Genomic DNA, 21,045 nt, shown 5'->3' with positions numbered 1-21,045 from the left:
AACTCACCCGACATGATCCAAGCTCCGCTACCCAGCAGCTTGAATCACACCCCACCGCGCCGCAGCGAGAACTGATTGGGTTTGGAGCCTAAGGCGGTATGCAAGGCGAAGCCAGCATCGGGAGGCGCCATCGATGTCCAGCACGAAGGCTCCCCTGAGCTCAGTCGCCCCGACGTCGTTCCGCCGGGTTCGCGCAGTAGATCGCAACCTTGTTGCCCAGGGGGTCGCGGAGATAGCCGACATAGAAGCGGTCGCTGTACTCGTCCCGGAAGCCGGGAGCGCCCTCGTCGGAGCCGCCGGCTTCGAGGCCTGCCGCGTGGAGGTTTCGGACCATCTCGTGCGTGTCGGCCCGGAAGGCCATCATGGAGCCGTTGCCGACGGTCGCCTCCTTCCCGTCGTACGGCTTCCTCACGTAGACCGCGCCGGGGCTACTGCTACGGCCCGTCTCTTCCGGCAACGTGAATGCGACCCCCAGTGATCCTTCCTCCTTCTGGTAGCCGAGCGGGACCAAGATCGCGGCGTAGAAGCGTCCCGAGCGCGGCAGGTCGTTCGCACCGACCGTGATGTAGCCCAGCATCCCGTCACTCCCGTTCATGATGGAGCCGCGCGGACGAGCTTGCGCCTGATCGGCTCGGCGAAGCTACGAATGTCATGGTCCACCATGAGGAACGGGCCCGGGCCGCGGGCCGACCGCGTACCGTCGAGCCCCGGCATGTCGCCCGGTTCAGGACCGGCGCGATACGGGGACGAGTTCGACGGGGGGCCGCGGACCGGCATCCGCACCCATGAAGGGGGAGATGGCGGAGGCCGCCTATCCGACGCGGCCCGAGGTAGCCAGTTTCAACATAGCACGTCGCGTCGGAAGGCGCAGTGCCTCGCATTGTCAGGGCGGGCGTCGGCACGCATGAGTTGTCCGCCAGGCGAGCAACGCCCCCAGCACCTCTGGCCCGCTGCGGCCTGACTGTCATAGCGTTCGCGCCTGCGGCGACTGCATCCACTGCTCCAGGGGATCGATCCGATGGTCCAGTTGTCCCGGCGCCTGGTCGCCACCCTGACGGCCCTGGGCGGTCTTCTCGCCCTGACCGGCCCGTCGCGGGCACAGGATACCTATCCGTCCCGTCCGGTCCGGATCATCGTCTCCTTCGCCCCAGGCGGCGGCGCCGACATCATGGCGCGGCTGCTTGCTGTGCCGCTCGCGCGTGAACTCGGCCAGCCGGTGGTGGTGGAGAACCGGGCGGGTGGCGGTGGCGTGATCGGCACGGAGGCCTGTGCCCGGGCGCCGGCCGACGGCTACACGCTGTGCTTCGGTTCGACCACGACGCATTCCATCGTACCGCACCTGCAGCAGGGCCTGACCTGGGATGCGATCCGCGACTTCACCCACATCACCAATCTGGGCTTCCAGCCGAATGTGCTGGCGGTGAATCCCAGTTTGCCGATCCGCACCATGCCCGAGCTGATCGAATGGGCGCGGCACAATCGTGGCGCTGCGTACGGGACCAGCGGCGTCGGCACCTCGAACCACCTGGCGGGCGAGTATCTCAGCCGCCAGTTCGATCTGGGGCTCAACCACGTTGCCTATCGTGGCGGGAATCTCGCGCAGCAGGATGCCGCGGCCGGGCAGATCCCGATCGTCATCGATCAGATCACCGCCATGCTGCCGTTGATCCAAGCGGGCCGGCTGCGACCCATCGTCGTCGCCGGCAGCCGCGGGCGCTCCGCACTGCTGCCGGATGTGCCGAACATCACCGAGGGCACGCTGCCGGACTTCCGCGTCGAATCCTACCAGGCGCTGTTCGCACCGGCGGGCCTGCCACCGGCTGTGCTCGCGCGCCTCCATGACGCGGTCGTCAAGGCGGTGAACAATTCCGATGTGCGCCAGCGCTTCATCGAGATGGGTACAGAGCCAGTCCTGAATACGCCGGCCGAATTCACCGCCTATCTGCGCGAGACCTCCCCGATGTACCAGCGCCTGGTCGAGATCTCCGGCGCGCGCGTGAACTGATGGAGACGCCGCCGCGGCGCGAGGAGAGCGTCCGCGCGGTCCGGCGGGCGCTCGATCTCCTGGCGACGATCAACGCCTCACGCGGCGCGACCGTGCCGGAGCTCGTGCGCGACAGCGGCATTCCCCGCCCGACTGTGCTGAGGTTACTCGCGACGCTGGCTGAGGCCGGCTACGTGCTCCGCTCACCGCAGGGGCGGCGATGGGAGGTCACGCCGCGCGTCGCCCGCCTCGCCTCCGGCTTCAATTTCGACACCTGGCTTGCGGCGACCTCGGCGCCGATCCTGGTCGATCTGCTCGGCAAGGTCGGCTGGCCGAGCGACGTGATGATGTTGGGCGGCACCGAGATCCATGTTCGTGCCTCCAACCGCCCGCAATGCGGCGTCGCGATCGAGGCGGACTTCCACGGCATGCGGTCGCCCCTGGCACAATCCGCCTCGGGCCGCGCCTACCTCGCCTGGTGCCCGGAGGTGGAGCGACGTCGCCTGCTGGCGCTTTGCGTACCGCGGGCGCAGGAACGCGCGGTGCTGCGGGAACTCGAGGCGACACGCCGGCGCGGCTACGGCCTGCGGGACGCGTCGCTGAAGCCGCCGGTTGGCGCCATCGCCGTGCCGGTCATGCTCGGCGCATCGGTCGCTTGCGTGCTCGACCTCGTTTTTCTGCCGCGGGTGGAGCCAGTGGAGCGCATCGCAGCGCGCTGTCTTGCCCCGTTGCGTGAGGCCGCCCTCGCTCTCTCCGGCGCGTTCGCAAAGCTGCACGCCGTTGGACCCGATGCTCACCCTACGGACGATCCGTCCATTGCCCCTGGCCAGCGCCACGCCGACCCCTGACCATGGCGACCATACGGCAGGAACAGTGACGAAAAGCATGATCCGCATCGCCACCGACATTGGCGGGACCTTCACGGACATTGCCCTCGATGCCGGGGGAAGGCTTATCACCGGCAAGGTTCTGACCACGTCCGCGGCACCCGAACAGGGCGTTCTGCAGGGTGTGCGGCAACTCCTGGCCGAGGCGGACGTCGCACCCGGCGCGGTCGGGCTGTTCCTGCACGGGACGACGCTCGCCACCAATGCGGTGATCGAACGCAAGGGCGCGCGTACGGCGCTGGTCATGACCGAGGGCTTCACGGATACGCCCGAGATCGGGCGGGAGCACCGCTTCGACCAGTACAACCTCTACCTCGAGAAGCCCGCTCCCCTGGTGCCGCGCGAGCTGCGCTTCGGCCTGCGCGAGCGCGTCGATGCCGATGGCGGCGTCGTCGAGGCTCTGGCCCAGACGGAGATCGTACGTGTCGCCGATCTGCTGCGCGAGAGTGGCGCGACCGCCATCGCCGTCTGCCTCCTGCACAGCTACGCCAACCCAGCCCACGAGGAGCAGCTGGCGGCGGGCCTGGCGCAGCTGCTGCCGGACGTATCGGTCTCGCTGTCCTGCCGCGTCTCGCCGCTGATCGGCGAATACGAGCGCTGCTCGACCACCTGTGCCAATGCCTATGTCCAGCCGTTGGTCGCCTCCTACCTCTCGCGCATGCAGGAGGGCTTGCGCGACCTTGGCATCGCAGCCCCGGTGCTGGTGATGATGTCGGAGGGCGCGCTCGCCTCGGTTGAAACGGCAGCACAGCTGCCGGTGCGGCTGATCGAAAGCGGCCCGGCCGGAGGTGCGATGCTCGCCGCGGCGGTGGCGCGGAGACTTGGGCGCGATCGCCTCGTGGCCTTCGACATGGGCGGCACCACAGCGAAGATCTGCCTGATCGAGAATGGCCGCCCAACCCAAGAGAGCAGCTTCGAGGCAGACCGTGTCTACCGCTTCAAGAAGGGCAGCGGTCTGCCACTGCGTATTCCTGTCGTCGAACTGGTGGAGATCGGCGCCGGCGGCGGATCCATCGCGCGCGTGGACGGCGCGGGCCGCCTTCTGGTCGGGCCGGAGAGTGCCGGCGCCGATCCCGGTCCTGCCTGCTACGGGCGCGGCGGCACCCGGCCAACGGTCACGGATGCGGATCTGCTCCTCGGCCGGATCACCGCAGCGCGGTTCGCGGGCGGGCGCCTTGCGCTGGACCGTGACGCGGCAGCGCGGGCGGTCGGCGGAGCACTCGCCGATGCCTTGGGCCTACCCGTCGATCCGTCGGCTGCTGCGATCGCAGAGGTGGTGGAGGAGGCCATGGCCTCCGCCGCGCGCACCTACGCCGCCGAGAAGGGCTGCGATCTCGGCGGGTGGACGCTGCTCGCCTTCGGCGGGGCGGCAGGATTGCACGCCGCGGGCGTGGCGCGACGGCTCGGCATCAGGGAGATCGTGCTGCCGCCGAACGCCGGCGTCGGCTCGGCGATCGGCTTCCTGGTCGCACCCGCGGCCTTCACGGTGAAGCGCAGCGCCTTCGCGCCGCTTGCTGGCCTGTCGCCGGCCAGTGTCGCGGCGATCCGCCAGGCCATACGGGAGGAGGCGCAGACGATGCTGCAGAGCCTCGGCGACCTGGATGATGCAGAGGAGAGCTGGATGGTGGACCTGCGCTACAGCGGCCAGGGCACCGAGATCACGCTGCCGCTCGCACCCGATCCGATCGAGACCCTGGCCGACCGCCTGCGCGACATCTTCGAGGCCGAATACCATCGTCGCCTTGGCCTGCTGCCGCAGGGCGTGCCGATCGAGGTCGCGGCCTGGAGCCTGACCATCACGCTGCGCGTCGAGCCGACCGACGTGCTGGCGACGCGGCCAGCCGCAGCCGTGACCGCCGCACCTGGCGAGGCGCTCCTCTACGATCTCGACACCGGCACGCACCAGGCCGCAACCCTGGCCGAGCGCGCGGCGATGCCGGCCGGCGGCGCGCTGCGCGGCCCGGCGCTGCTGGTCGAGGACCACACCACGCTGGTCATCCCACCTGGCATGGCGGCACGCTGCGATGCCGAAGGCTTCATCGTCCTGCGCAGCGAAGGAGACGCGGCATGACGCTCACGGCACGCCAGGCGATCGCGATGCAGGTCATGTGGAACCGTCTGCTGAGCGTGGTGGAAGAGCAGGCGCAGACGCTGATCCGCACCTCCTTCAGCCCGGTCACGCGCGATGCCGGGGATCTTTCGGCCGGCATCTTCACACCCGACGGGTTGATGATGGCGCAGGCCGTGACGGGCACGCCGGGACACGTGAACGCGATGGCGCGCTCAGTAGGGCACTTCCTCGCGGCGATCCCGATCAATGACTGGTCGGAGGGAGATGTCGCCATCACCAACGACCCCTGGATCGGCACCGGCCACCTCAACGATTTCTGCGTCGTCACGCCGGTCTTCCGGCAGGGCCGGCTGATCGCCTTCTTCGCCAGCACAACGCATATCGTCGATGTCGGTGGCCAGGGCATCGGCTTCGATGGGCGCGACGTGTTTCACGAGGGCATCCGTATCCCCGTGCTGCGCTTCCTGCAGCAAGGCCGGCCGGATGCACATGTCGAACAGATCCTGCGCGCTAATGTCCGCTTCCCGGACCAGCTGATGGGTGAGGTCTTCGCCCTGATCGCCGCGAATGAAGGTGGGTCCCGCGCCTTGCTGCGCATGTGCGACGAGTTCGGGCTCGACGACCTCGGCGTCCTTGCCGGCTTCATCTTCGATCGGTCCGCCGCCGGGATGCGCGCGGCGATCGCGACCTTGCCTGAAGGGCGCTTCGACACGGCGATGCGTATCGACCTCGTCGGCGAGCCGATCGAGGTCACGGCGAGCATGACGGTGAAGGACGGCACCATCTCCCTCGACCTCGGCGGCGAGCTCACGCCGCATCCGCGCGGGGTGAACGTGCCTTTCTGCTACACCGAAGCCTATGCGGCCTTCGGCGTGCGCTGCATCGTCGGCCCCGACATACCCAACAACGCGGCCTCGCTGGACGCGGTGCGGATCTCGGCGCCGGAGGGCTCGATCCTGAACGCCCGCTTCCCGGCGCCGGTCGCCTCCCGACACATCCTCGGGCACATGATGGCGGACCTTGCACTCGGCTGCCTCGCCGCGGCAGCGCCGGACCGCGTGCCCGGCGAGCACAGCGGAACCCTGTGGAACCTGCGTCTGGCGCGCAGCGACGGTGCGCGGCCCTTCAACGTCCTCTGCTTCCACAGCGGTGGCGGCGGGGCGCGTCCCGCCCAGGACGGCCTCGCCGCCACCGCCTATCCGAGCGGCGTGCAGGCGATCCCGGTCGAGGTCAGCGAGCGGGCGGCGCCGATCCTCTATCGGCGGCGTGCACTGCGCCCGGATTCCGGCGGCGCCGGGACCTGGCGTGGCGGGCTGGGGCAGGTCATCGAGGTGGCGCCGCGGGACGGATCGCCGATCGAGGTGGGTGCGTCCTTCCAGCGCGTCTCGACACCCGCGCGCGGGCGGCAGGGCGGTCAGGATGGTGCGCCGGGGGTCGTGCGGCTTTCGTCCGGGAGGCCATTCAAAGCGGCTGGGCGGCAACCGATCCCGGCCGACGACAGCCTGATCGTGGAGACCCCGGGCGGAGGTGGATACGGAAATCCCCATAAGCGTGCGCCCGAACGCGTCGCCCAGGATGTCCGCCGCGGATTGATCACGCCCGCCGCTGCCCTGCGCGACTACGGTGTCGTGGTGCCGGAGGTCCTCCAGGAGGCGACCGCGGTGCCTACGGACGCCGCTCCGCCTCCGCCCAGGTAAAGGGGACGCCAGGGCCGCAGAGTCGGCCTGCCGCCCCTACCGCCGGGCAGGCCGTGCCGGTTCAGCCCCGATGCGGGCTTTCAGAGAATGTCAGCACCCATTTTCCACGGCTGGAGGAATGGTCACCAGGGAATGAAATTGCCCGGGCACATCGCAAGGCCGGATCAATGCGCCGGGATTCAGCACCCGTTGAAGATCGACCTGAGCCGAGCGTACCGTGATCGCCATTAGGCGGATGTCCCGCCGTCGCGAGGTTTGTCGGTGAACATCACGCGGAAGAGCCTTCTTGTCTCTCTTGCTGCCGGCGCGGGCCTGTTCCATGGCCGCCTCGCTCCGGCGCAACCAACTGATCCGGCGCCGATTTCGCCCGAACGGATTGCGCAGATTGTCGCCAGCCCCGACCGGAGCGCCGCCGATCGCACGAACGATCTGCGCCGCAAGCCGGCAGAGATGCTCGCCTTCATCGGAATTCGCCCAGGCATGACGGCGCTCGATCTCAGCGCGGCCGGTGGCTACACGACCGAATTGCTCGCTCGCGCGATCGGACCGTCAGGTATGGTGTACGGCCAGAGCCGCCCTCCGAATGCCGGTTCGCAGTTCACGCGTCCCGTTTCACCCGAGGGCAACAGCCATCCGAATATGGCGCCCGCGGCAGCGCCGCCAGGCGGGCCACGCCCATCGCCAGTCGCCTTGGCCGAGCGCGATGCGCGGCTTCGCGCCGCCGGCGTGGCCGCCGCGCCGATTGTCGCGGTATCGCGCCCGTTCGAGGATCCCGTTCCGCCTGAGCTTGCGGAGGGGCGGTTCGACCTCGTGACGCTGATGTTCAACTATCACGACCTCGGACATCTCGGCACGGATCGGGCCATGATGAACCGGGCTGTCTTCCGTGCGCTGAAGCCTGGCGGCATTTACGTCATCGCGGACCATGCCGGCCGCCCCGGCACCGGCATATCCGAAGCCGGCACCTTGCACCGCATCGAGGAAGACTTCCTCCGCAATGAGGTTGAAGCTGCAGGATTCAGGCTCGTTGCGACAGGCGACTTCCTGCGCAATCCCAACGACCCTCGTGACAGGAACACGCCTGATCCGCCACAGCCGAAGGACGAATTCGTCCTGAAATTCGGCAAGCACTGAACTGACTTGGTCCATCCAGCGTGCTGGTCGCCGCCATCGTGATTTGCTCCACCGTGGTGCATGGCAGCTGCGCGAGAGGGCGATGAGGTACGACCCCGATATCGCGTCCTGCCTATCGAAAGGGCGGACACGCAGTGACCGAATGGACGAGCTTTCTGGCGCGTCGTTTGGGGCGTCGTTTGTGCTCCCAGATCCGTGGCTGAGACTACCCAGTATCATGACCTCGGGATGCTGGCCGGTTGCCTGGGCCAATGCCTGCAGGATCGCCGCGTCGATACGTTGACATCGTCGGTTGCGCGTCCCCGATTTGAACCGGCTCACTGATTGCCACACGTGTCCGGTCGGCCTGCTTTTTCTGCTCTGATCTGAGCCCGCGAAACAGGAGCGGTTGGGGGCAGGGTTTTCGGTGCCGGGCTTTTCCTGGTCGGGCCGCAACGGAACCGATGAAGGTCTCGGCTGCCGCAGGATCGCCCGCTGGGGAGTCCTCCGCCGATCCGAAAGCCCTCGGTGCGACGAGGAACACTTTGGCACGCGGAGAATATTGGCCAGACTACTGGCGGGAGATCGCAGCATGCACCGGCCGCTCGCCGCCTGCCTCGGGATGTCACCCTCGTGACCCAGACCACGCGCGTCGCGATCGCTCTCGCCGCCGTTGTGGTCCTCAATCTCCCGCTCGGCACCGTCTATGCATTCAGCGTGTTCCTGCGTCCCATGGAGACCCTGCTCGGCCTCACGCGCGCCGAGCTCTCCTTCATATTCGGCATCACGCTGATAGCCTTCACGCTGGGGATGAACCTGGCGCCCTGGCTCTATCGTCGTGCCGCGCCCGCGATCCTTGTAGGTGCCGCGGCGGCGATAGCGGCCGGCGGCATGGCGCTGGCGGCGACGGCGTCGGGGCTGGCGGACCTCGCGCTGGGCTACGGCGCGCTCTTTGGCATCGGTGGCGGCGCAGCCTATGCGCTGCTGCTGCAGGGCATGAACCTGATGCCCATCACGCGGCGCGGCCTGGTCAACGGCTTCATCGTCGGCCTTTATCCGGCAGGTGCCATGCTCGGCGCCGTCGCCTTCGGCTGGTCGCTCGGACACTGGGGTCTTCGGGCGACACTGGGCGGCCTGGCCGCGACGCTCGCGCTCGCTGGGCTGGCCTCGGCGCTGTTGGTCCTGGCCTGCGGCATGACGCTCGTGCCTCAAGGCATCGCGGGAGTTCCGGAACCGCCTGCGCGCCAGCGAGCGATCTTCCTGCAGCTCTGGACGGTCTTCTTCCTCGCGGCGGCGGCGGGGCTCACCGTCCTCGGCCAAGCGGCTGGGATGGTGGAAGCCTATGGCGGCACGCCCGCGATTGCCCTCGGTGCCACCACCGGCATCGCCGCGGCGATCGCGGTGGCGCGCATCGGCGGCGGGTGGCTCGCCGACCGCGTACCGGCGAGCCTTGTCATGGCGGGTGCGCATCTGCTGGCGATGAGCGGCAACGGCGCGCTCTGGCTCTGGCCCTCAGCCATGGTTGCGATCGGCAGCTTGGTGATGGTCGGAGTCGGCTATGGGTTGGTCAGTGGCAGCACAGCGGCTGCGATCGGGGTCTATTGGGGTGCGAACCACTATGGCCGGCTCGCCGGGAGGCTCTACGTCGCCTGGTGCGTCGCGGCTGTCACGCTGCCGGTGCTCGCGGGGCGGCTCTTCGACCTGACCGGCGGCTATGGCAGTGCGATCCTGATTGCCTGCGCGGGCAATGCGCTGGGTTGTATGGTCGCCGTCAGTCTGCCGCGATCGGGAAAGCCATCAAGCGCGTGAGGGCGGCGTGGCGTTGACCCGGTGGACTGTGCACACCGAGGCTTGAGATCAAAGCGTCCGAGCTACCGAGGTTCTGGATGCTCAGTGCCGCGGAGTTCCGTGGTCGGAGTACCCGGGAAAGTTGTTCGGCCGACGGCCCCGTTGCCCGGTTCAGGACCAGGCCTGCTCGTGCCTAGGAACCGAAGGTCAGCCATCGGAGCGCGTGCACGTCAACGTGTCGCAGCCTCTAAGCCCCTGGCATCCAGAACGCGCTTCAGGGCAGGTGGGTCCACCGCAACGTCGCCTCAAATCACGTGACTTCGGAAGCTCCGGAGCGCTCGAACGAGCCGCGCGCCGGTCGGGCCCATCCCGCACGTCCAGTATCACCCTAGATCGGCAAAGGCGGCCGCGCCTTGTTCCACGGCGTCGCCCGTTCATAGGCATCCGCGATCCGGAACAACCGCGCCTCCGCGAACGACGGTGCCACCAGCGACAGGGACAGCGGCATTCCCGTCGCGGCGAACCCGCAGGGCATCACGATCGCCGGATGTCCCGTCGCGTTGAACAGCGCCGTCACCGGGTGCTGCCTGCGGAAGGGCCCTTCATCAACATCGCTCAGCAGGGGCGCCCCGCCGGTCGTGCCGGCGCACAGGATGGCGTCGCAGCCGTGCAGCACCGCATCCACCTCGGCCGTGATCACGCGCCGCAGCCGCTGGGCCTGGACGTATTCCGCGCCGCTCACGAAGGCCCCCATGGTCAGACGCTCCCTCGTGACCCGGCCATAGAGATGCGGCCGCTCGCGCAGCCAGTCCTGGTGGATGGCGAAGGCCTCGGCGAGGAGAATGCCCTGGGTGACGGCGTCGCCGCGCAGACGCGACGGCAATGCCACGTCGACGACCGTCGCGCCTAATCCGCGCAGCACGTCGCAGGCCGCATCCAGCGCGTCCATGGTCTCGGCATCGACGCCGGATTCGATGTCGTAGGCCCGGGCCCGCCCGATGGTCAGGCCCGAGATCCCGGCGCCGAGCGCGGCGAGGTAGTCCGGGATGGGCTCATCCGCCGATCCGGGATCCCCCGGATCGTGGCCCGCCAAGGCCTGCACCGCCATGGCGCAATCCTCGACGGATCGCGTGAGCGGGCCGGCGTAGTCGAGGGTGAATGACAGCGGAAAGATCCCTCGGCGGCTCACCAGGCCATAGGTCGGCTTGAGCCCCACGACGCCGCAATAGCCCGCCGGCAGGCGGATCGACCCGCCCGTATCGCTGCCCATCGCCATGGCGACCAGGCCAGCCGCGACCGCGGCGCCCGAGCCCGAGGAGGATCCACCGGCGAAGCGCGCCGGGTCCCAGGGATTCTTCGCGTTGGGGAACGGCAGCACATCCGTCGGCCCGCCCCTCGCGAACTCATGGGTCGACAGCTTGCCGAGCAGCACCATCCCGGCCGCCTCCAGCCGGCGCGTGGTCTCGGCATCCGCGTCGGCGACATGATCGAGGCATTGGCGGGAATGGCAGGACGTCCGCAGCCCGGCGACGTCGTAGATGTCCTTCAGCGCATAGGGGATGCCGTGCAGCGGGCCACGGCGGCGGCCGGCCTTGATCTCGGCCTCCGCCGCAGCCGCCGCCGCCCGCGCGCGGTCGGCGGTCACCAGGATGAAGGCGTTGAGCGATGGATCAAGCGCGGCGATACGGGCGAGCGCCTGCTCCGTCAGCGCGACGGGCGACAAGGACCCGGCCGCGATGGCACGTGACGCCTCGGCCAGGGACGGAAGCGGCGCGGTCATCGCGCGGGATCCTTCTGCCGCACGCCGAAGGCCGGTTCCGTCGCAGGCGGGAGGGGTTCGCTCAGCGGCGCCCGAAGGCTGCGCCAGGCGAGGAAGGCCTCGAACATCGCTGGGCGCCGCTCGGGCGGCAGGGTGATGCCGGCTCGCGCGAGGCAGATGTCGAACTCGGTCTCTGGGTCCACCTCGGGCACGCCATATCTCCGTCGAAACTATGCTGGCCGTCCTCGACGACGGCCGGTCGGGAAAGCTGATGCGTCAGGACGCGCGCCGGACCTTCGCAGGATCGGCCTCGTCCCAGACCTTCTCGGGCATGGGCAGGCCGCCGAAGGTCTCCTGGCCCAGCGGGCGATCGGGTTGGATGCCGAGGCCTTCGAGAACCCACATGAACTGCCGCGTGTGCTGGCCCGCGTGCCACACCGTCCGCTCGAGGAACTCGTGCATGGTCTGCTCGCCGTAATAGACGTCGGCGCGGGCGGACCAGTCGCGCGTGCTGCCCGGTCCGTCGAACCAGTCCGACATGCGTCGGCGCATCTCCTCGCAATAGGCGACGAGCTTCTCGCGCGTCTCGTCCTGCGGTTCGGGCACGCGCATGTAGCTGTCGAAGGTCAGCGGGATGCCGTCCTCATGCTCGAGGAAGGCATCGGCGATGTTGGCGATGTGCCAGCCGAGCTGCGCGAAGCTGCGCGGCCGGTTCGGCAGCAGCTGGCCGAGCGCTTCGTCCGGCATCTGCCCGATGAAGCGGGCGGCACCGCCGAGCACCGCGTCCAGCCGGCGCCGCATCTCGTCCACCGGCAGCATGCGCTGCTCGCCATAGGCGATGCCGCAGAGCTTCGCGACGTCGCGTAGGACCTGGCCGTTCGCCCAGGCATCGCCGCGGGTGACGATCGGCACCTGCTTCAGGCCGAAGCGCGACAGTTCCTCGAAGGCCGTCTCGTCCTCGAGCACGTTGCGCGACAGGAAGGGCACGCCGTGACGCGCGAGGAACTCCTTCGTGCGCAGGCAGGACGAACAGCCCGTCATCCAATAGACGCGGATCGCGTCGTCGGTTGCTCCGATGGTTTCCATCTCGATCTCCTCCCTAGGCGGCGCGGGCCGTCAGGCCCGAGAGGTAGGTGATAACCTCCTCCCGGCTGACCACGTCGCCGTACTTGGCGTTGATGTCGAACAGGTTGGCGTCGTGCGGCGCGTCGTGCCGGTCGCCGACGCATTCGCGCGGCACCACCACCCGATAGCCGTGCTGCACCCCATCGAGCGCACCGGCCCGCACGCACCCGCTGGTGGAACAGCCGGCAAGGATCAGCGTGTCGATGCCGAGCGTGGCGAGCATGGGCGCGAGCGGCGTGCCGAAGAAGGGGCTCGGATACTGCTTCACGATCACGACCTCCTCCGGCAGCGGCGCCACGGCAGGGTCGATTTCAGCAAGCGGTTCGCCCGGCACCAGCTTGCGCAGCGCCGGCACCTTGCGCACGAACCAGCCGCCATCGGCGCCGGACGGGTGGTACATGACCTTGGTGTGGATGATCGGGATGCCCGCGCGGCGCGCGGCGGCGAGCAGCGGCACCGTGTCGCGCACCGCGCGCACGACGCCTTCCGCGTAGAAGGGCGACCCCGGCGTGGTGTAGGCGAGGGTGAAGTCGATCACCACCACCGCCGGCCTGGCGCCGAAGCCGACCTTGCCGTCGAAGACGCCGAGGTAGTTCTGCTCGCGGGTGACATCCATGGCGGGGCTCCTCACGCTTCATCCGGAAAGTGGCAGGCGGCGACGTGGCCGGGATCGCCGGCGGGGGTCAGGTGCGGGTCGTCGTGGACGCAGGCGCGCGGCAGTTGCGCGCCGGCGGCCTGGACCGTCTCGCCGCCGCGCGCACCGACGATGCGGGCGCGGGGGCAGCGCGGATGGAAGCGGCAGCCCGAGGGCAGCGAGGCGGCCGAACCGATCTCACCGATCGGCCGGATACGGGCCTTCGAGCGCTCCCGCACCGGATCCGCGTGCGGCACCGCGGAGAGCAGCGACACGGTATAGGGATGCCGCGGCGCGCCGTAGAGCGCATCGCGCGGCGCCATCTCCACGATCCGGCCGAGATACATCACCGCGACGCGGTCACTGACATGCCGCACGACCGCGAGGTCATGGGCGATGAACAGATAGGCGACGCCGGCGCGCGACTGGATCTCCGCGAGCAGGTTGAGGATCTGCGCCTGCACCGACACATCGAGGGCGGAGACAGGCTCATCCAGCACGACCAGCGCCGGATCGAGCGCAATGGCCCGCGCGATCCCGATCCGCTGGCGCTGCCCGCCGGAGAACTCGTGCGGATAGCGCGCGGCCATCGCGGCGCGCAGCCCGACCCGGGACATCAGCTCACGCGCCCGCTCCATCGCCTCGGCGCGCGCGACGCCGTGGGCGATGATCGGCTCGGCCACGATCTGTCCGGCGGTCATGCGCGGATCCAGTGATCCATAGGGATCCTGGAACACCATCTGCATGCGCGGCCGCAGCGCGCGAAGCCCTGCGGTGGACGCCGCGGTGACGTCCTTGCCCTCGAAGCGGACCTGGCCGGCGCTGGGTTCGATCAGGCGCAGGACAAGGCGACCCAGGGTGCTCTTGCCGCTGCCGGTCTCGCCCACCAGGCCGAGCGTCTCCCCGGCAGCAAGGGTGAACGAGATGCCGTCGACCGCGCGCACCAGCGGCTTTGGGGCGCCGAGGAAGGACCGCCCGCCGCCGAAGGTCTTCCGCAGGTCGTCGACCGCCAGCAGGGGGGTCATGCCGCCTGCTCCAGCATGCCCTGCCGGTGGCAGGCGACGGCGTGGGCGCCGTCTGTCAGCAAGGGCCGGCTGGACATGCATCCATCCGCCTCCCGCGCGGCGAAGCATCGCGGCGCGAAGGCGCATCCGGCCGGCCGTCGCTGCGGATCGGGCGGGGCGCCGGCGATGGGCGCGAGCATCGTGCCTGCGGGCGCGTCCAGATCCGGAATGCTGCGGAACAGGGAGATGGTGTAGGGATGCCGCGGCGCGCGGAACACCTCATCGACGGTGCCCGTCTCGACCACGCGGCCGGAATACATGACGGCGATCCGGTCGGCCTGGCGCGCCACCACACCGAGGTCATGGGTGATCAGCACCATGGCCATCCCCTCCTCCTCGCGGAGTTCGGAGAGCAGGTCGAGGACCTGGGCCTGGACCGTGACGTCGAGCGCCGTGGTCGGTTCGTCCGCGATCAGCACGCGTGGCCCAAGGGCGATCGCCATGGCGATCAGCACGCGCTGGCGCATTCCGCCCGAGAACTGGTGCGGATAGTCGTCGACACGCCTGGCAGGATCAGGGATCTGCACGCGCCCGAGCAGCTGCACGGCGCGGTCCCGCGCTTCCCTGCGCCCGATCGGCAGATGGGCGCGCAGCACCTCGGCAATCTGGTCCCCGACTCGGAAGACGGGATTGAGCCCCGTCAGCGGATCCTGGAAGACCATGCCGATCTGCGCGCCGCGCACGCGCCGCAGGGCTTCGGGGGCGAGGCTGAGCAGGTCGGTGCCGTTGTAAAGCGCCTGCCCCTCGATGACGCGCCCGGGCTTCGGCAGGAGACCCAGGGCCGAGGTGAAGGTGACGGTCTTGCCGGAACCACTCTCACCCACCACCGCCAGTGTCTCGCCCGCGCGGACGGAAAGCGACACCTCCTCGACGAGGCGCACCGCGCCTTTCTCGCCCGGAACGGCGGCGGTGAGGCCACGGAGTTCGAAGGTCGCGGCGGTCACAGCAACTTGCCCGTGTTGCGCCGCATCTGCGGGTCGAGCGTGTCGCGCAGCCCATCGCCCAGCAGGTTCAGCACGATGACGGTGAAGGCGATGCACAGGCCGGCGGACAGCGAGATCAGCGGATTGGTCGTGATGGAGGTCTGGCCCTCGGCGATAACATTGCCCCAGGTGGGCGTGGGCGGCTGCACGCCGAGACCGAGGAAGGACAGGCCCGCCTCCGCCAGGATGGCGGTCGCCGCGCTGACCGTCGCGACGACGATCACCGGCGGCAGCGCGTTCGGGATGATGTGCCGCAGGATGATCTTCCAGGGTGAGAGACCAATGGCGCGCGAGGCTTCGATGAAGGGTCGCGGCCGGATGGTGAGCACGACCGAGCGCATCACCGCCGCGACGCGCGGCGTGTAGGCGATCGCTACGGCGACGATGATCGAGTCCAGCGTATTGCCACGGGCGGCGACCAGCGCGAGCGCCAGCAGGAAGGACGGGAAGGCGAGCAGTATGTCGATCGCCGCGACCAGGGCGCGTTCCACCCATCCGCCGGCATAGCCCGCCACGGCGCCGAGGATGGTGCCGGCCGAGAGCGAGATCAGGACGACGAAGAAGCCGACCTGCAGCGAGACCTGCGCGCCGTAGATCAGCCGCGACAGCACATCCCGCCCGAACTGGTCGGTCCCGAGCCAGTGGCTCGCCGATGGCGGGGCCAGGGTGTTCATCAGGTCGGTCCGCGTTGGCGAATGCGGCGCCAGCCAGGGTGCGAGCAGCGCGACGACCAGCAGCACCAGGATGCCGCAGGCCCCGATGACGAAGCCCGGATGCTTCGCGTAGCGGCGGATCGCGGCCCGCCGGCGCTGAGCCGCTTCCTCGCGGATCTCGATATCGTCCACGGTCGCGCTCATGCCTTGCGAAGCCTCGGGTCGATGGCGCCGTAGACCAGGTCCAGAAGCGTGTTCAGCAGGACGACCGCCGCGGCGAGGACGAGCACGCCCGCCTGCACCAGCTGGTAGTCGCGCGCCAGGATGGCCTTGAGGATGGTCGAGCCGAGCCCGGGGCGGCTGAACACCGCTTCGACCAGGATGGCGTTGCCGAGCGACCAGGCGAAGGTCACGCCGATGACCGCGAGGATCGGAATCGATGCGTTGCGCAGCGCGAGGCGCCAGACGATACGCCGTTCCGGCACCCCCATGGCGCGGGCCACGCGGATGTGGTCCTGGCCCAGCACCTCCAGCATCGCGGATCGCGTCAGCCGCGCGATGTAGGCGGCGACGGACAGGCCCAGGACCAGCGCCGGCAGCGCCAGGTGGTGGATCGCCGGCCACAGGCCCGGCTCGCTCGTCGCGCCGAGGGCCGGAAAGAGTCCAAGGTCGTGCGAGAGGACGAGGATCGCCACGAGGCCGAGCCAGAACACCGGGAAGGAGATGCCGCCCAGCGCCAGCGCCATTACCGCGACATCGACGTAGGTCCCCTGCCGCACCGCCGCGATGACGCCGAGCGGCACCCCGAAGGCGATGGCGATCGACATGCCTGCGACGGCCAGCTCCGCCGAGGGCGGCACGGCCGACCAGATCTCCGCCAGCGCGGATTGCCCGGTGACGACCGACGCGCCAAGGTCGCCCCTCGCCGCGCTGGCCAGGAACATTCCGTATTGCTGCCACACGGGCAGGTCGAGACCGAGACGCGCGCGCAGCGTCGCGAGCGACTCGGTCGTCGCATAGTCGCCCAGCATGTAGATGGCGGGATCGCCGGGGATGGCCCTCATCAGGAAGAAGGCCACCGTGACGATCCCGACCAGCGCGACGGCGAGCTGCGCCGCGCAACGGGCGACGTAGAGCAGCATCAGGCGCCGCGCAGCGACACGGGCGACGCGTTGACGGTGAACAGGCTGTTCTGCACGAAGCCCTGCACGCGCGCGCCGTGCGCCACGAAAAGCTGTTCGGCGAACAGCGGCAGGACCGGCACGTCCTCCATGGTCTGCTTCAGCAACCGTCCGTAGGTGGCCTTGCGCTGCGCCATGTCGGTCGCCCGCGCGGCCTCCGCCAACAGGTCGTCCGCACGGTCATAGCGCGAGGTATTGAGGCCCGGCGGGAACGAACGCGTGTGGAACAGCGTCACCAGCGCGCTGTCCGGGTCGGGCGGACCGACCACGGCCGTGATGCAGGACTGCACGTTGCCGCTGCTGCGCGCCTGCCCATAGGCGGCGCGTTCCAGCACGCGCACCGTCGCCTGGATGCCGACCTGCTGAAGGTCGTTGGCGAGCGGCACGGGGAAACGGTCATAGGGGTTGAGCGCCGGCGTCGTGATCTCGAAGCGGAAGTTCGAGACTCCGGCCTCGCGCAGCAGGGCGCGCGCGCGGTCGGGATCGTAGGCGTAACGCGGCACGCCTTCGTCCGTATACTCCTGGAAGGTCGGCGTGAGGACGCTCGTCGCCTCGGTCTTGGTGCCGCGGAAGAAGCCGTCGATCAGCGCCTTGCGGTTCATCGCATGCATGATCGCCCGGCGCACCCGCACGTCGCGCAGCGGCCCGGCCGTCGTGTTGAGCACCAGGTTGACGGTGTTGTTCGCCGGCCGGTCGAGCAGCGTCACGCCATTGGCGCGGCGCAGCCGATCGATCACGTCGGGCGATTGCAGGGCGAAGAAGATGTCCAGCTCGCGATTCTCGAGCGCGATGGCCGCCGCGGTCTCGTCGCGCACCACGCGGAACATCAGCTCGGACACCTGCGGGGCGCCGCCGAAATAGGCGGCGTTCGCGCTCATCCTGACCTCGTTGCCGGTGGTCCAGCGCTCGAAGACGAAGGGACCGGTGCCGATGGGATTCATGCTGTAGCGCTCGCCGATCTCCGTGACCGCGCGGCGCGAGACGATCCAACCCTGGTTGAAGGCGCAGAGCTTGTGCAGGAAGCCCGAATTCGGCGCCTCGAGCACGAAGCGCACCGTCATCGGGTCGGGCGCCTGGACTTCCTTCAACCCGGCGAGTTGGCCGCGATAGGCACTGCCCGTGGCCGGATCCAGGATGCGGTCGAAGGAGAACTTCACGTCGTCCGAGGTGAAGGCGCCGAAATTCTTGTGCCATGTCACGCCCGGCCGCAGCCGGAAGGTCCAGACGGTGCCGTCGGACGAGACCTCATGGCCTGTCGCGATGTCCGGGACGATGGCGTTCGTCGCCTGGTCGTACTTCACGAGGCCGCTGTAGACATGCGTCGCGACCGACTGGTTCTCGATGCCGAAGATCTTCGCGGGATCGAGCTGCGAGATGTCCGATCCGAAGCGGATGCGAAGCATCTGCGTGCCCTGCGCCAGCACGGGGCTCCCGAAGGCGCCCAGGGCGATGCCGGTCGCCCCTGCCATGATGCCGCGTCGACCCACGTCGGGCATCGTCGTCCGTTCACCCATCCTTCTGCACTCCCTTGTTTGTCGCATTGCCGCAGGCCGGATGTGCCGGCGCGTGGTCCTTGGGCCAGTCCCTGGGGATGCGCGCGGCAATCGCCACCATGGCCTTGGCGAGCTCCGCCGCGCGCTGGGCCCAGGGTTCCCGATTCACAGCGGCCTCCTCGAACGCCACGGCGTCGCGCGTTCGTAGGCCATGGCGAGACGAAACATTGCGGCCTCCCGATCGGGGGGCGTCATGAGATGCCAATGCAACGGAAGCCCGCCGCGGGAGAAACCCGTGCACTGCACCATCGCCGGCAGACCCGCGAGGCTGGCCGGGGTCAGCATCGTTTCCATCGTGTAGGCGCTCGATTCCGGTTCGACGCCGAGCCGGGGCGGCGGATGGAGCGCGCCGAAGGAGAGCAACACGTCGTATCCGGACCAGAGCGCTGCGGCCGCGTCCGTGAAGGCGCGGCGGAAGCGCTGCGCCGCCAGGTAGTCCACGGCGCTGACACCGAGGCCAGCCATCACCTTGTCCCGCAGGGCCGCACCCATCAGGGCGCCGGAGGAGCGGAACTCCATCTCATGGATCGAGGCGGATTCCACGGCGCCGATGATCCGCGCGGCGTCGAGGCAGGTCGAGGCTGGCCACGGCAGCGCGGCGTCGCTGACCTTCGCGCCGAGCCCGGCCAGGACACGGACGCCCTCCTCGAAGGCTGCCGCCATCTCCGCATCGGGGCCCGGCAGGGTGGGACCGGGATCGCGCAGGACGCCGACGCGCAGCCCCGCGGCGCCCCCGGCGCCCGCCGCGCGCAACCGCGTCCCGATCGCCGCATCGACGACGATGGCAGCGTCCTCCGCGGTCCAGGTGATCGGCCCCGGCCGGTCCATGGAATAGGTGTTGGGCAGCGCGCCGTCGATCGGCAGTGCGCCCGGCGTCATGATGACGCCGCAGCAACCTGTCGCGGCCGCGGGCAACCGCACCGATCCGGTGGTGTCAGAGCCGATGGCGAAGAGCGCCATGCCCGTCGCGACCGCGACGCCGGTTCCGGTCGAGGATCCGCCGGTGAAGCGGGACCGGTCCCAGGGGTTGCGCGCCGGCGGCCGCGGGAGGTCGAAATGCTCCGCACCCGTGCCGGTGCCATACTCCCAGGTCGCGAGCTTGCCCAGAAGAGGCGCGCCGGTGGCGCGCAGGAGCGTGACGATGTCGGCATCGCGCGTAGCAAGGCGGCCGGCACGCAGGCGCGAATTGGCCTCGCAGGGCAGACCGGCGACGTCGAAATTATCCTTGATGCCCCAGGGAATGCCGGCAAGCGGGCCCGCGGTCGGCACACGGGCGCCATGCACATCGAGGTGGTGGAAGGCGTGCAGCCCGTCGTCGAGGGCGGCGATGCGCGCCAGGCACGCCTCGAGCACCGCCGCGGGCGAGGAGGTCCCGCGCTGGATCGCGCCCAGCGCTTCCGCGACGCTCGGCACGCCCGATTGTATGCAATCTGGCGCCTTCGATGTGCCCGACGTCATGCGGCGGCCCCGGCTGCGCCCTGGGCGGTGCCGGCCAGGAAGATCGCCTTCCCCGCCTCCACATGCGCGCGCATCACGGCGCCGGCCAGAGACGGATTGCGCGACGCGATCGCGGCCGCCATCTCGCGATGCTGCGCGAGGCTGCGGCGCAGATTGGCGTCGTCGAAATGCTGGAAGTTTCGAAGGATCATCGGCGGCACGGCAAGGGTGCCCAGCATCGAACGCGTGCGTGCCTGCCCGCTCATCTCCCAGATCGTCTGGTGGAACCGGACATTGGCATCGGAAACGGCTTCCACCGCCGCCAGCGTCGTCGCCGGCAGGGAGGCCTCGCCCGCAGCACAGGCCGCGTTCAGCGCGGCGATCCCGGCCGGGGTCGGCCGCATCGCCGCCTGCTCGCAGGCATGGGCCTCGAGCAGCGCGCGCAGGTCGAAGATCTCCTCGATGTCCTGCCGCGACCAGGACGCGGCGAAGGCGCCCTGGTTCGGGACGACGCGCAGCCAGCCCTCCGCATCGAGGCGTCGAAGCGCTTCGCGTATCGGCGTGCGGCTTACGCCGAGCTGGGCGGCGAGTTCCTCCTCCCGCAGGCGAGAACCCGCGGGATAGGTGCCGTCGGCGAGACGGCGCCGCAGCGTCAGGTAGGATTGCTCCCAGGCAGTCGCCATCTCCGCTTCCGGCGCTCCGGTTGATGGGTCCTTGCGCGGGAGGATTGTATGCAGACTACGTCGGGAGGCACAAGCCGCTCCGTCGCGCCCGGCGCGCGCCACCGGTTCAACCAGCCGGGTCGTTGAGCGGTATGTCGACCTCGAGCAGCGGAGCATGCTGCTGCGCGCCATAGACGTCGGTGTCGCCGACGTCGCCCGCCGGCACCAGGCGCGGCAGCGTGGCCTTGAAGGCCGATGCAGCATCGTAGGGGCTGAACTGCACGTCCTCCTCCGCCACGCCATAGAGGCGCGCGAAAAGCGCCGCGTTCAGCACGCCCGTCGCCTTGACGCGGGCATAGAGCGCGGGATCCTCGAACAGCACGTCGATGGTGACGTGGAAGGGCCCGGCATTCTTGCTCTTGCAGACCTGGGCGATGTCACGGATCCGCGGCAT

The 21,045-nt window shown here is 69.5% G+C and carries 19 protein-coding genes; 6 read left to right on the top strand and 13 right to left on the bottom strand.

The features are described 5' to 3' along the window. Positions 1-160 precede the first annotated feature (160 nt). Positions 161-577, bottom strand: a complete 417-nt coding sequence (locus GWK15_RS22530; RefSeq protein WP_168043648.1) for a VOC family protein — start codon at positions 575-577, stop codon at positions 161-163. A gap of 441 nt (positions 578-1,018) precedes the next feature. On the opposite strand from GWK15_RS22530, the gene GWK15_RS22525 reads away from it, so the two are divergent. The 6 genes from GWK15_RS22525 to GWK15_RS22500 all read left to right on the top strand — a co-directional run bounded on the left by GWK15_RS22525 (position 1,019) and on the right by GWK15_RS22500 (position 9,561). Further along, positions 1,019-2,005: a Bug family tripartite tricarboxylate transporter substrate binding protein gene (locus GWK15_RS22525; RefSeq protein WP_168043647.1), complete on the top strand. Its 987-nt coding sequence runs from the start codon at positions 1,019-1,021 to the stop codon at positions 2,003-2,005. Beyond that, positions 2,005-2,832, top strand: a complete 828-nt coding sequence (locus GWK15_RS22520) for a helix-turn-helix domain-containing protein (RefSeq protein ID WP_168043646.1) — start codon at positions 2,005-2,007, stop codon at positions 2,830-2,832. Before GWK15_RS22525 ends, GWK15_RS22520 begins: the two co-directional genes overlap by 1 nt. A 37-nt stretch (positions 2,833-2,869) precedes the next feature. Further along, complete coding sequence (locus GWK15_RS22515) at positions 2,870-4,942, top strand: hydantoinase/oxoprolinase family protein (protein WP_168043645.1); 2,073 nt, start codon at positions 2,870-2,872, stop codon at positions 4,940-4,942. Next, positions 4,939-6,639, top strand: coding sequence for a hydantoinase B/oxoprolinase family protein (locus GWK15_RS22510; RefSeq protein ID WP_168043644.1), 1,701 nt, complete (start codon positions 4,939-4,941; stop codon positions 6,637-6,639). Before GWK15_RS22515 ends, GWK15_RS22510 begins: the two co-directional genes overlap by 4 nt. A 261-nt stretch (positions 6,640-6,900) precedes the next feature. Then, entirely contained in the window at positions 6,901-7,773 is an 873-nt protein-coding gene (locus GWK15_RS22505; RefSeq protein ID WP_168043643.1) for a class I SAM-dependent methyltransferase, read from the top strand. Between the two features lie 612 nt (positions 7,774-8,385). Then, positions 8,386-9,561: an MFS transporter gene (locus tag GWK15_RS22500; protein ID WP_168043642.1), complete on the top strand. Its 1,176-nt coding sequence runs from the start codon at positions 8,386-8,388 to the stop codon at positions 9,559-9,561. A 367-nt stretch (positions 9,562-9,928) separates the two neighbouring features. On the opposite strand, the gene GWK15_RS22495 is transcribed toward GWK15_RS22500, so the two are convergent. The 12 genes from GWK15_RS22495 to GWK15_RS22440 all read right to left on the bottom strand — a co-directional run bounded on the left by GWK15_RS22495 (position 9,929) and on the right by GWK15_RS22440 (position 21,045). Then, the gene (locus GWK15_RS22495; protein ID WP_168043641.1) at positions 9,929-11,320 is read right to left on the bottom strand and encodes an amidase; all 1,392 of its coding nucleotides are present in this window, start codon (positions 11,318-11,320) and stop codon (positions 9,929-9,931) included. Beyond that, entirely contained in the window at positions 11,317-11,511 is a 195-nt protein-coding gene (locus tag GWK15_RS22490) for a hypothetical protein (protein WP_168043640.1), read from the bottom strand. The genes GWK15_RS22495 and GWK15_RS22490 overlap by 4 nt, the downstream gene beginning before the upstream one ends. Before the next feature lie 64 nt (positions 11,512-11,575). Continuing rightward, on the bottom strand, positions 11,576-12,385 hold the full coding sequence (locus GWK15_RS22485) for a DinB family protein (protein WP_168043639.1): 810 nt from the start codon (positions 12,383-12,385) through the stop codon (positions 11,576-11,578). A 13-nt stretch (positions 12,386-12,398) separates the two neighbouring features. Beyond that, positions 12,399-13,040: an N-carbamoylsarcosine amidohydrolase gene (locus tag GWK15_RS22480; RefSeq protein WP_168043638.1), complete on the bottom strand. Its 642-nt coding sequence runs from the start codon at positions 13,038-13,040 to the stop codon at positions 12,399-12,401. An 11-nt stretch (positions 13,041-13,051) separates the two neighbouring features. Then, positions 13,052-14,083: an ABC transporter ATP-binding protein gene (locus GWK15_RS22475; protein ID WP_168043637.1), complete on the bottom strand. Its 1,032-nt coding sequence runs from the start codon at positions 14,081-14,083 to the stop codon at positions 13,052-13,054. Next, positions 14,080-15,066: an ABC transporter ATP-binding protein gene (locus GWK15_RS26635; protein WP_338147315.1), complete on the bottom strand. Its 987-nt coding sequence runs from the start codon at positions 15,064-15,066 to the stop codon at positions 14,080-14,082. Before GWK15_RS26635 ends, GWK15_RS22475 begins: the two co-directional genes overlap by 4 nt. Next, complete coding sequence (locus tag GWK15_RS22465) at positions 15,063-15,962, bottom strand: ABC transporter permease (protein WP_168043636.1); 900 nt, start codon at positions 15,960-15,962, stop codon at positions 15,063-15,065. The genes GWK15_RS26635 and GWK15_RS22465 overlap by 4 nt, the downstream gene beginning before the upstream one ends. After that, positions 15,959-16,900: an ABC transporter permease gene (locus tag GWK15_RS22460; RefSeq protein ID WP_168043635.1), complete on the bottom strand. Its 942-nt coding sequence runs from the start codon at positions 16,898-16,900 to the stop codon at positions 15,959-15,961. Before GWK15_RS22460 ends, GWK15_RS22465 begins: the two co-directional genes overlap by 4 nt. Continuing rightward, complete coding sequence (locus GWK15_RS22455) at positions 16,900-18,453, bottom strand: ABC transporter substrate-binding protein (RefSeq protein ID WP_245211831.1); 1,554 nt, start codon at positions 18,451-18,453, stop codon at positions 16,900-16,902. The genes GWK15_RS22460 and GWK15_RS22455 overlap by 1 nt, the downstream gene beginning before the upstream one ends. Positions 18,454-18,597: 144 nt before the next feature. Continuing rightward, positions 18,598-19,905 carry an amidase family protein gene (locus GWK15_RS22450; protein WP_168043634.1) on the bottom strand — a complete coding sequence of 436 codons (1,308 nt, stop codon included), beginning with the start codon at positions 19,903-19,905 and terminating at the stop codon, positions 18,598-18,600. A 41-nt stretch (positions 19,906-19,946) separates the two neighbouring features. Then, positions 19,947-20,612, bottom strand: coding sequence for a GntR family transcriptional regulator (locus tag GWK15_RS22445; protein WP_168043633.1), 666 nt, complete (start codon positions 20,610-20,612; stop codon positions 19,947-19,949). Positions 20,613-20,718: 106 nt separating this feature from the next. Then, a complete protein-coding gene (locus tag GWK15_RS22440) occupies positions 20,719-21,045 on the bottom strand; it encodes a DUF4387 domain-containing protein (RefSeq protein ID WP_168043632.1) in 327 nt (108 codons plus the stop codon).

Source organism: Neoroseomonas oryzicola (assembly GCF_012163135.1).
In the GTDB taxonomy this organism is placed as follows: Bacteria; Pseudomonadota; Alphaproteobacteria; order Acetobacterales; family Acetobacteraceae; genus Neoroseomonas; species Neoroseomonas oryzicola.
The sequence above is the reverse complement of the archived record's forward strand: the minus strand, read 5'-3'. Positions and strand labels throughout refer to the sequence as shown.

What these genes read in the sequence shown, in the direction of transcription:
- GWK15_RS22480 (WP_168043638.1), bottom strand. Translation starts at nt 13,040, where the DNA reads ATGGATGTCACCCGCGAGCAGAACTACCTCGGCGTCTTCGACGGCAAG.
- GWK15_RS22475 (WP_168043637.1), bottom strand. Translation starts at nt 14,083, where the DNA reads ATGACCCCCCTGCTGGCGGTCGACGACCTGCGGAAGACCTTCGGCGGC.
- GWK15_RS22525 (WP_168043647.1), top strand. Translation starts at nt 1,019, where the DNA reads ATGGTCCAGTTGTCCCGGCGCCTGGTCGCCACCCTGACGGCCCTGGGC.
- GWK15_RS22445 (WP_168043633.1), bottom strand. Translation starts at nt 20,612, where the DNA reads ATGGCGACTGCCTGGGAGCAATCCTACCTGACGCTGCGGCGCCGTCTC.
- GWK15_RS22485 (WP_168043639.1), bottom strand. Translation starts at nt 12,385, where the DNA reads ATGGAAACCATCGGAGCAACCGACGACGCGATCCGCGTCTATTGGATG.
- GWK15_RS22455 (WP_245211831.1), bottom strand. Translation starts at nt 18,453, where the DNA reads ATGGGTGAACGGACGACGATGCCCGACGTGGGTCGACGCGGCATCATG.
- GWK15_RS22460 (WP_168043635.1), bottom strand. Translation starts at nt 16,900, where the DNA reads ATGCTGCTCTACGTCGCCCGTTGCGCGGCGCAGCTCGCCGTCGCGCTG.
- GWK15_RS22495 (WP_168043641.1), bottom strand. Translation starts at nt 11,320, where the DNA reads ATGACCGCGCCGCTTCCGTCCCTGGCCGAGGCGTCACGTGCCATCGCG.
- GWK15_RS22530 (WP_168043648.1), bottom strand. Translation starts at nt 577, where the DNA reads ATGCTGGGCTACATCACGGTCGGTGCGAACGACCTGCCGCGCTCGGGA.
- GWK15_RS22510 (WP_168043644.1), top strand. Translation starts at nt 4,939, where the DNA reads ATGACGCTCACGGCACGCCAGGCGATCGCGATGCAGGTCATGTGGAAC.
- GWK15_RS22465 (WP_168043636.1), bottom strand. Translation starts at nt 15,962, where the DNA reads ATGAGCGCGACCGTGGACGATATCGAGATCCGCGAGGAAGCGGCTCAG.
- GWK15_RS22440 (WP_168043632.1), bottom strand. Translation starts at nt 21,045, where the DNA reads ATGCCGCGGATCCGTGACATCGCCCAGGTCTGCAAGAGCAAGAATGCC.
- GWK15_RS22515 (WP_168043645.1), top strand. Translation starts at nt 2,870, where the DNA reads ATGATCCGCATCGCCACCGACATTGGCGGGACCTTCACGGACATTGCC.
- GWK15_RS22520 (WP_168043646.1), top strand. Translation starts at nt 2,005, where the DNA reads ATGGAGACGCCGCCGCGGCGCGAGGAGAGCGTCCGCGCGGTCCGGCGG.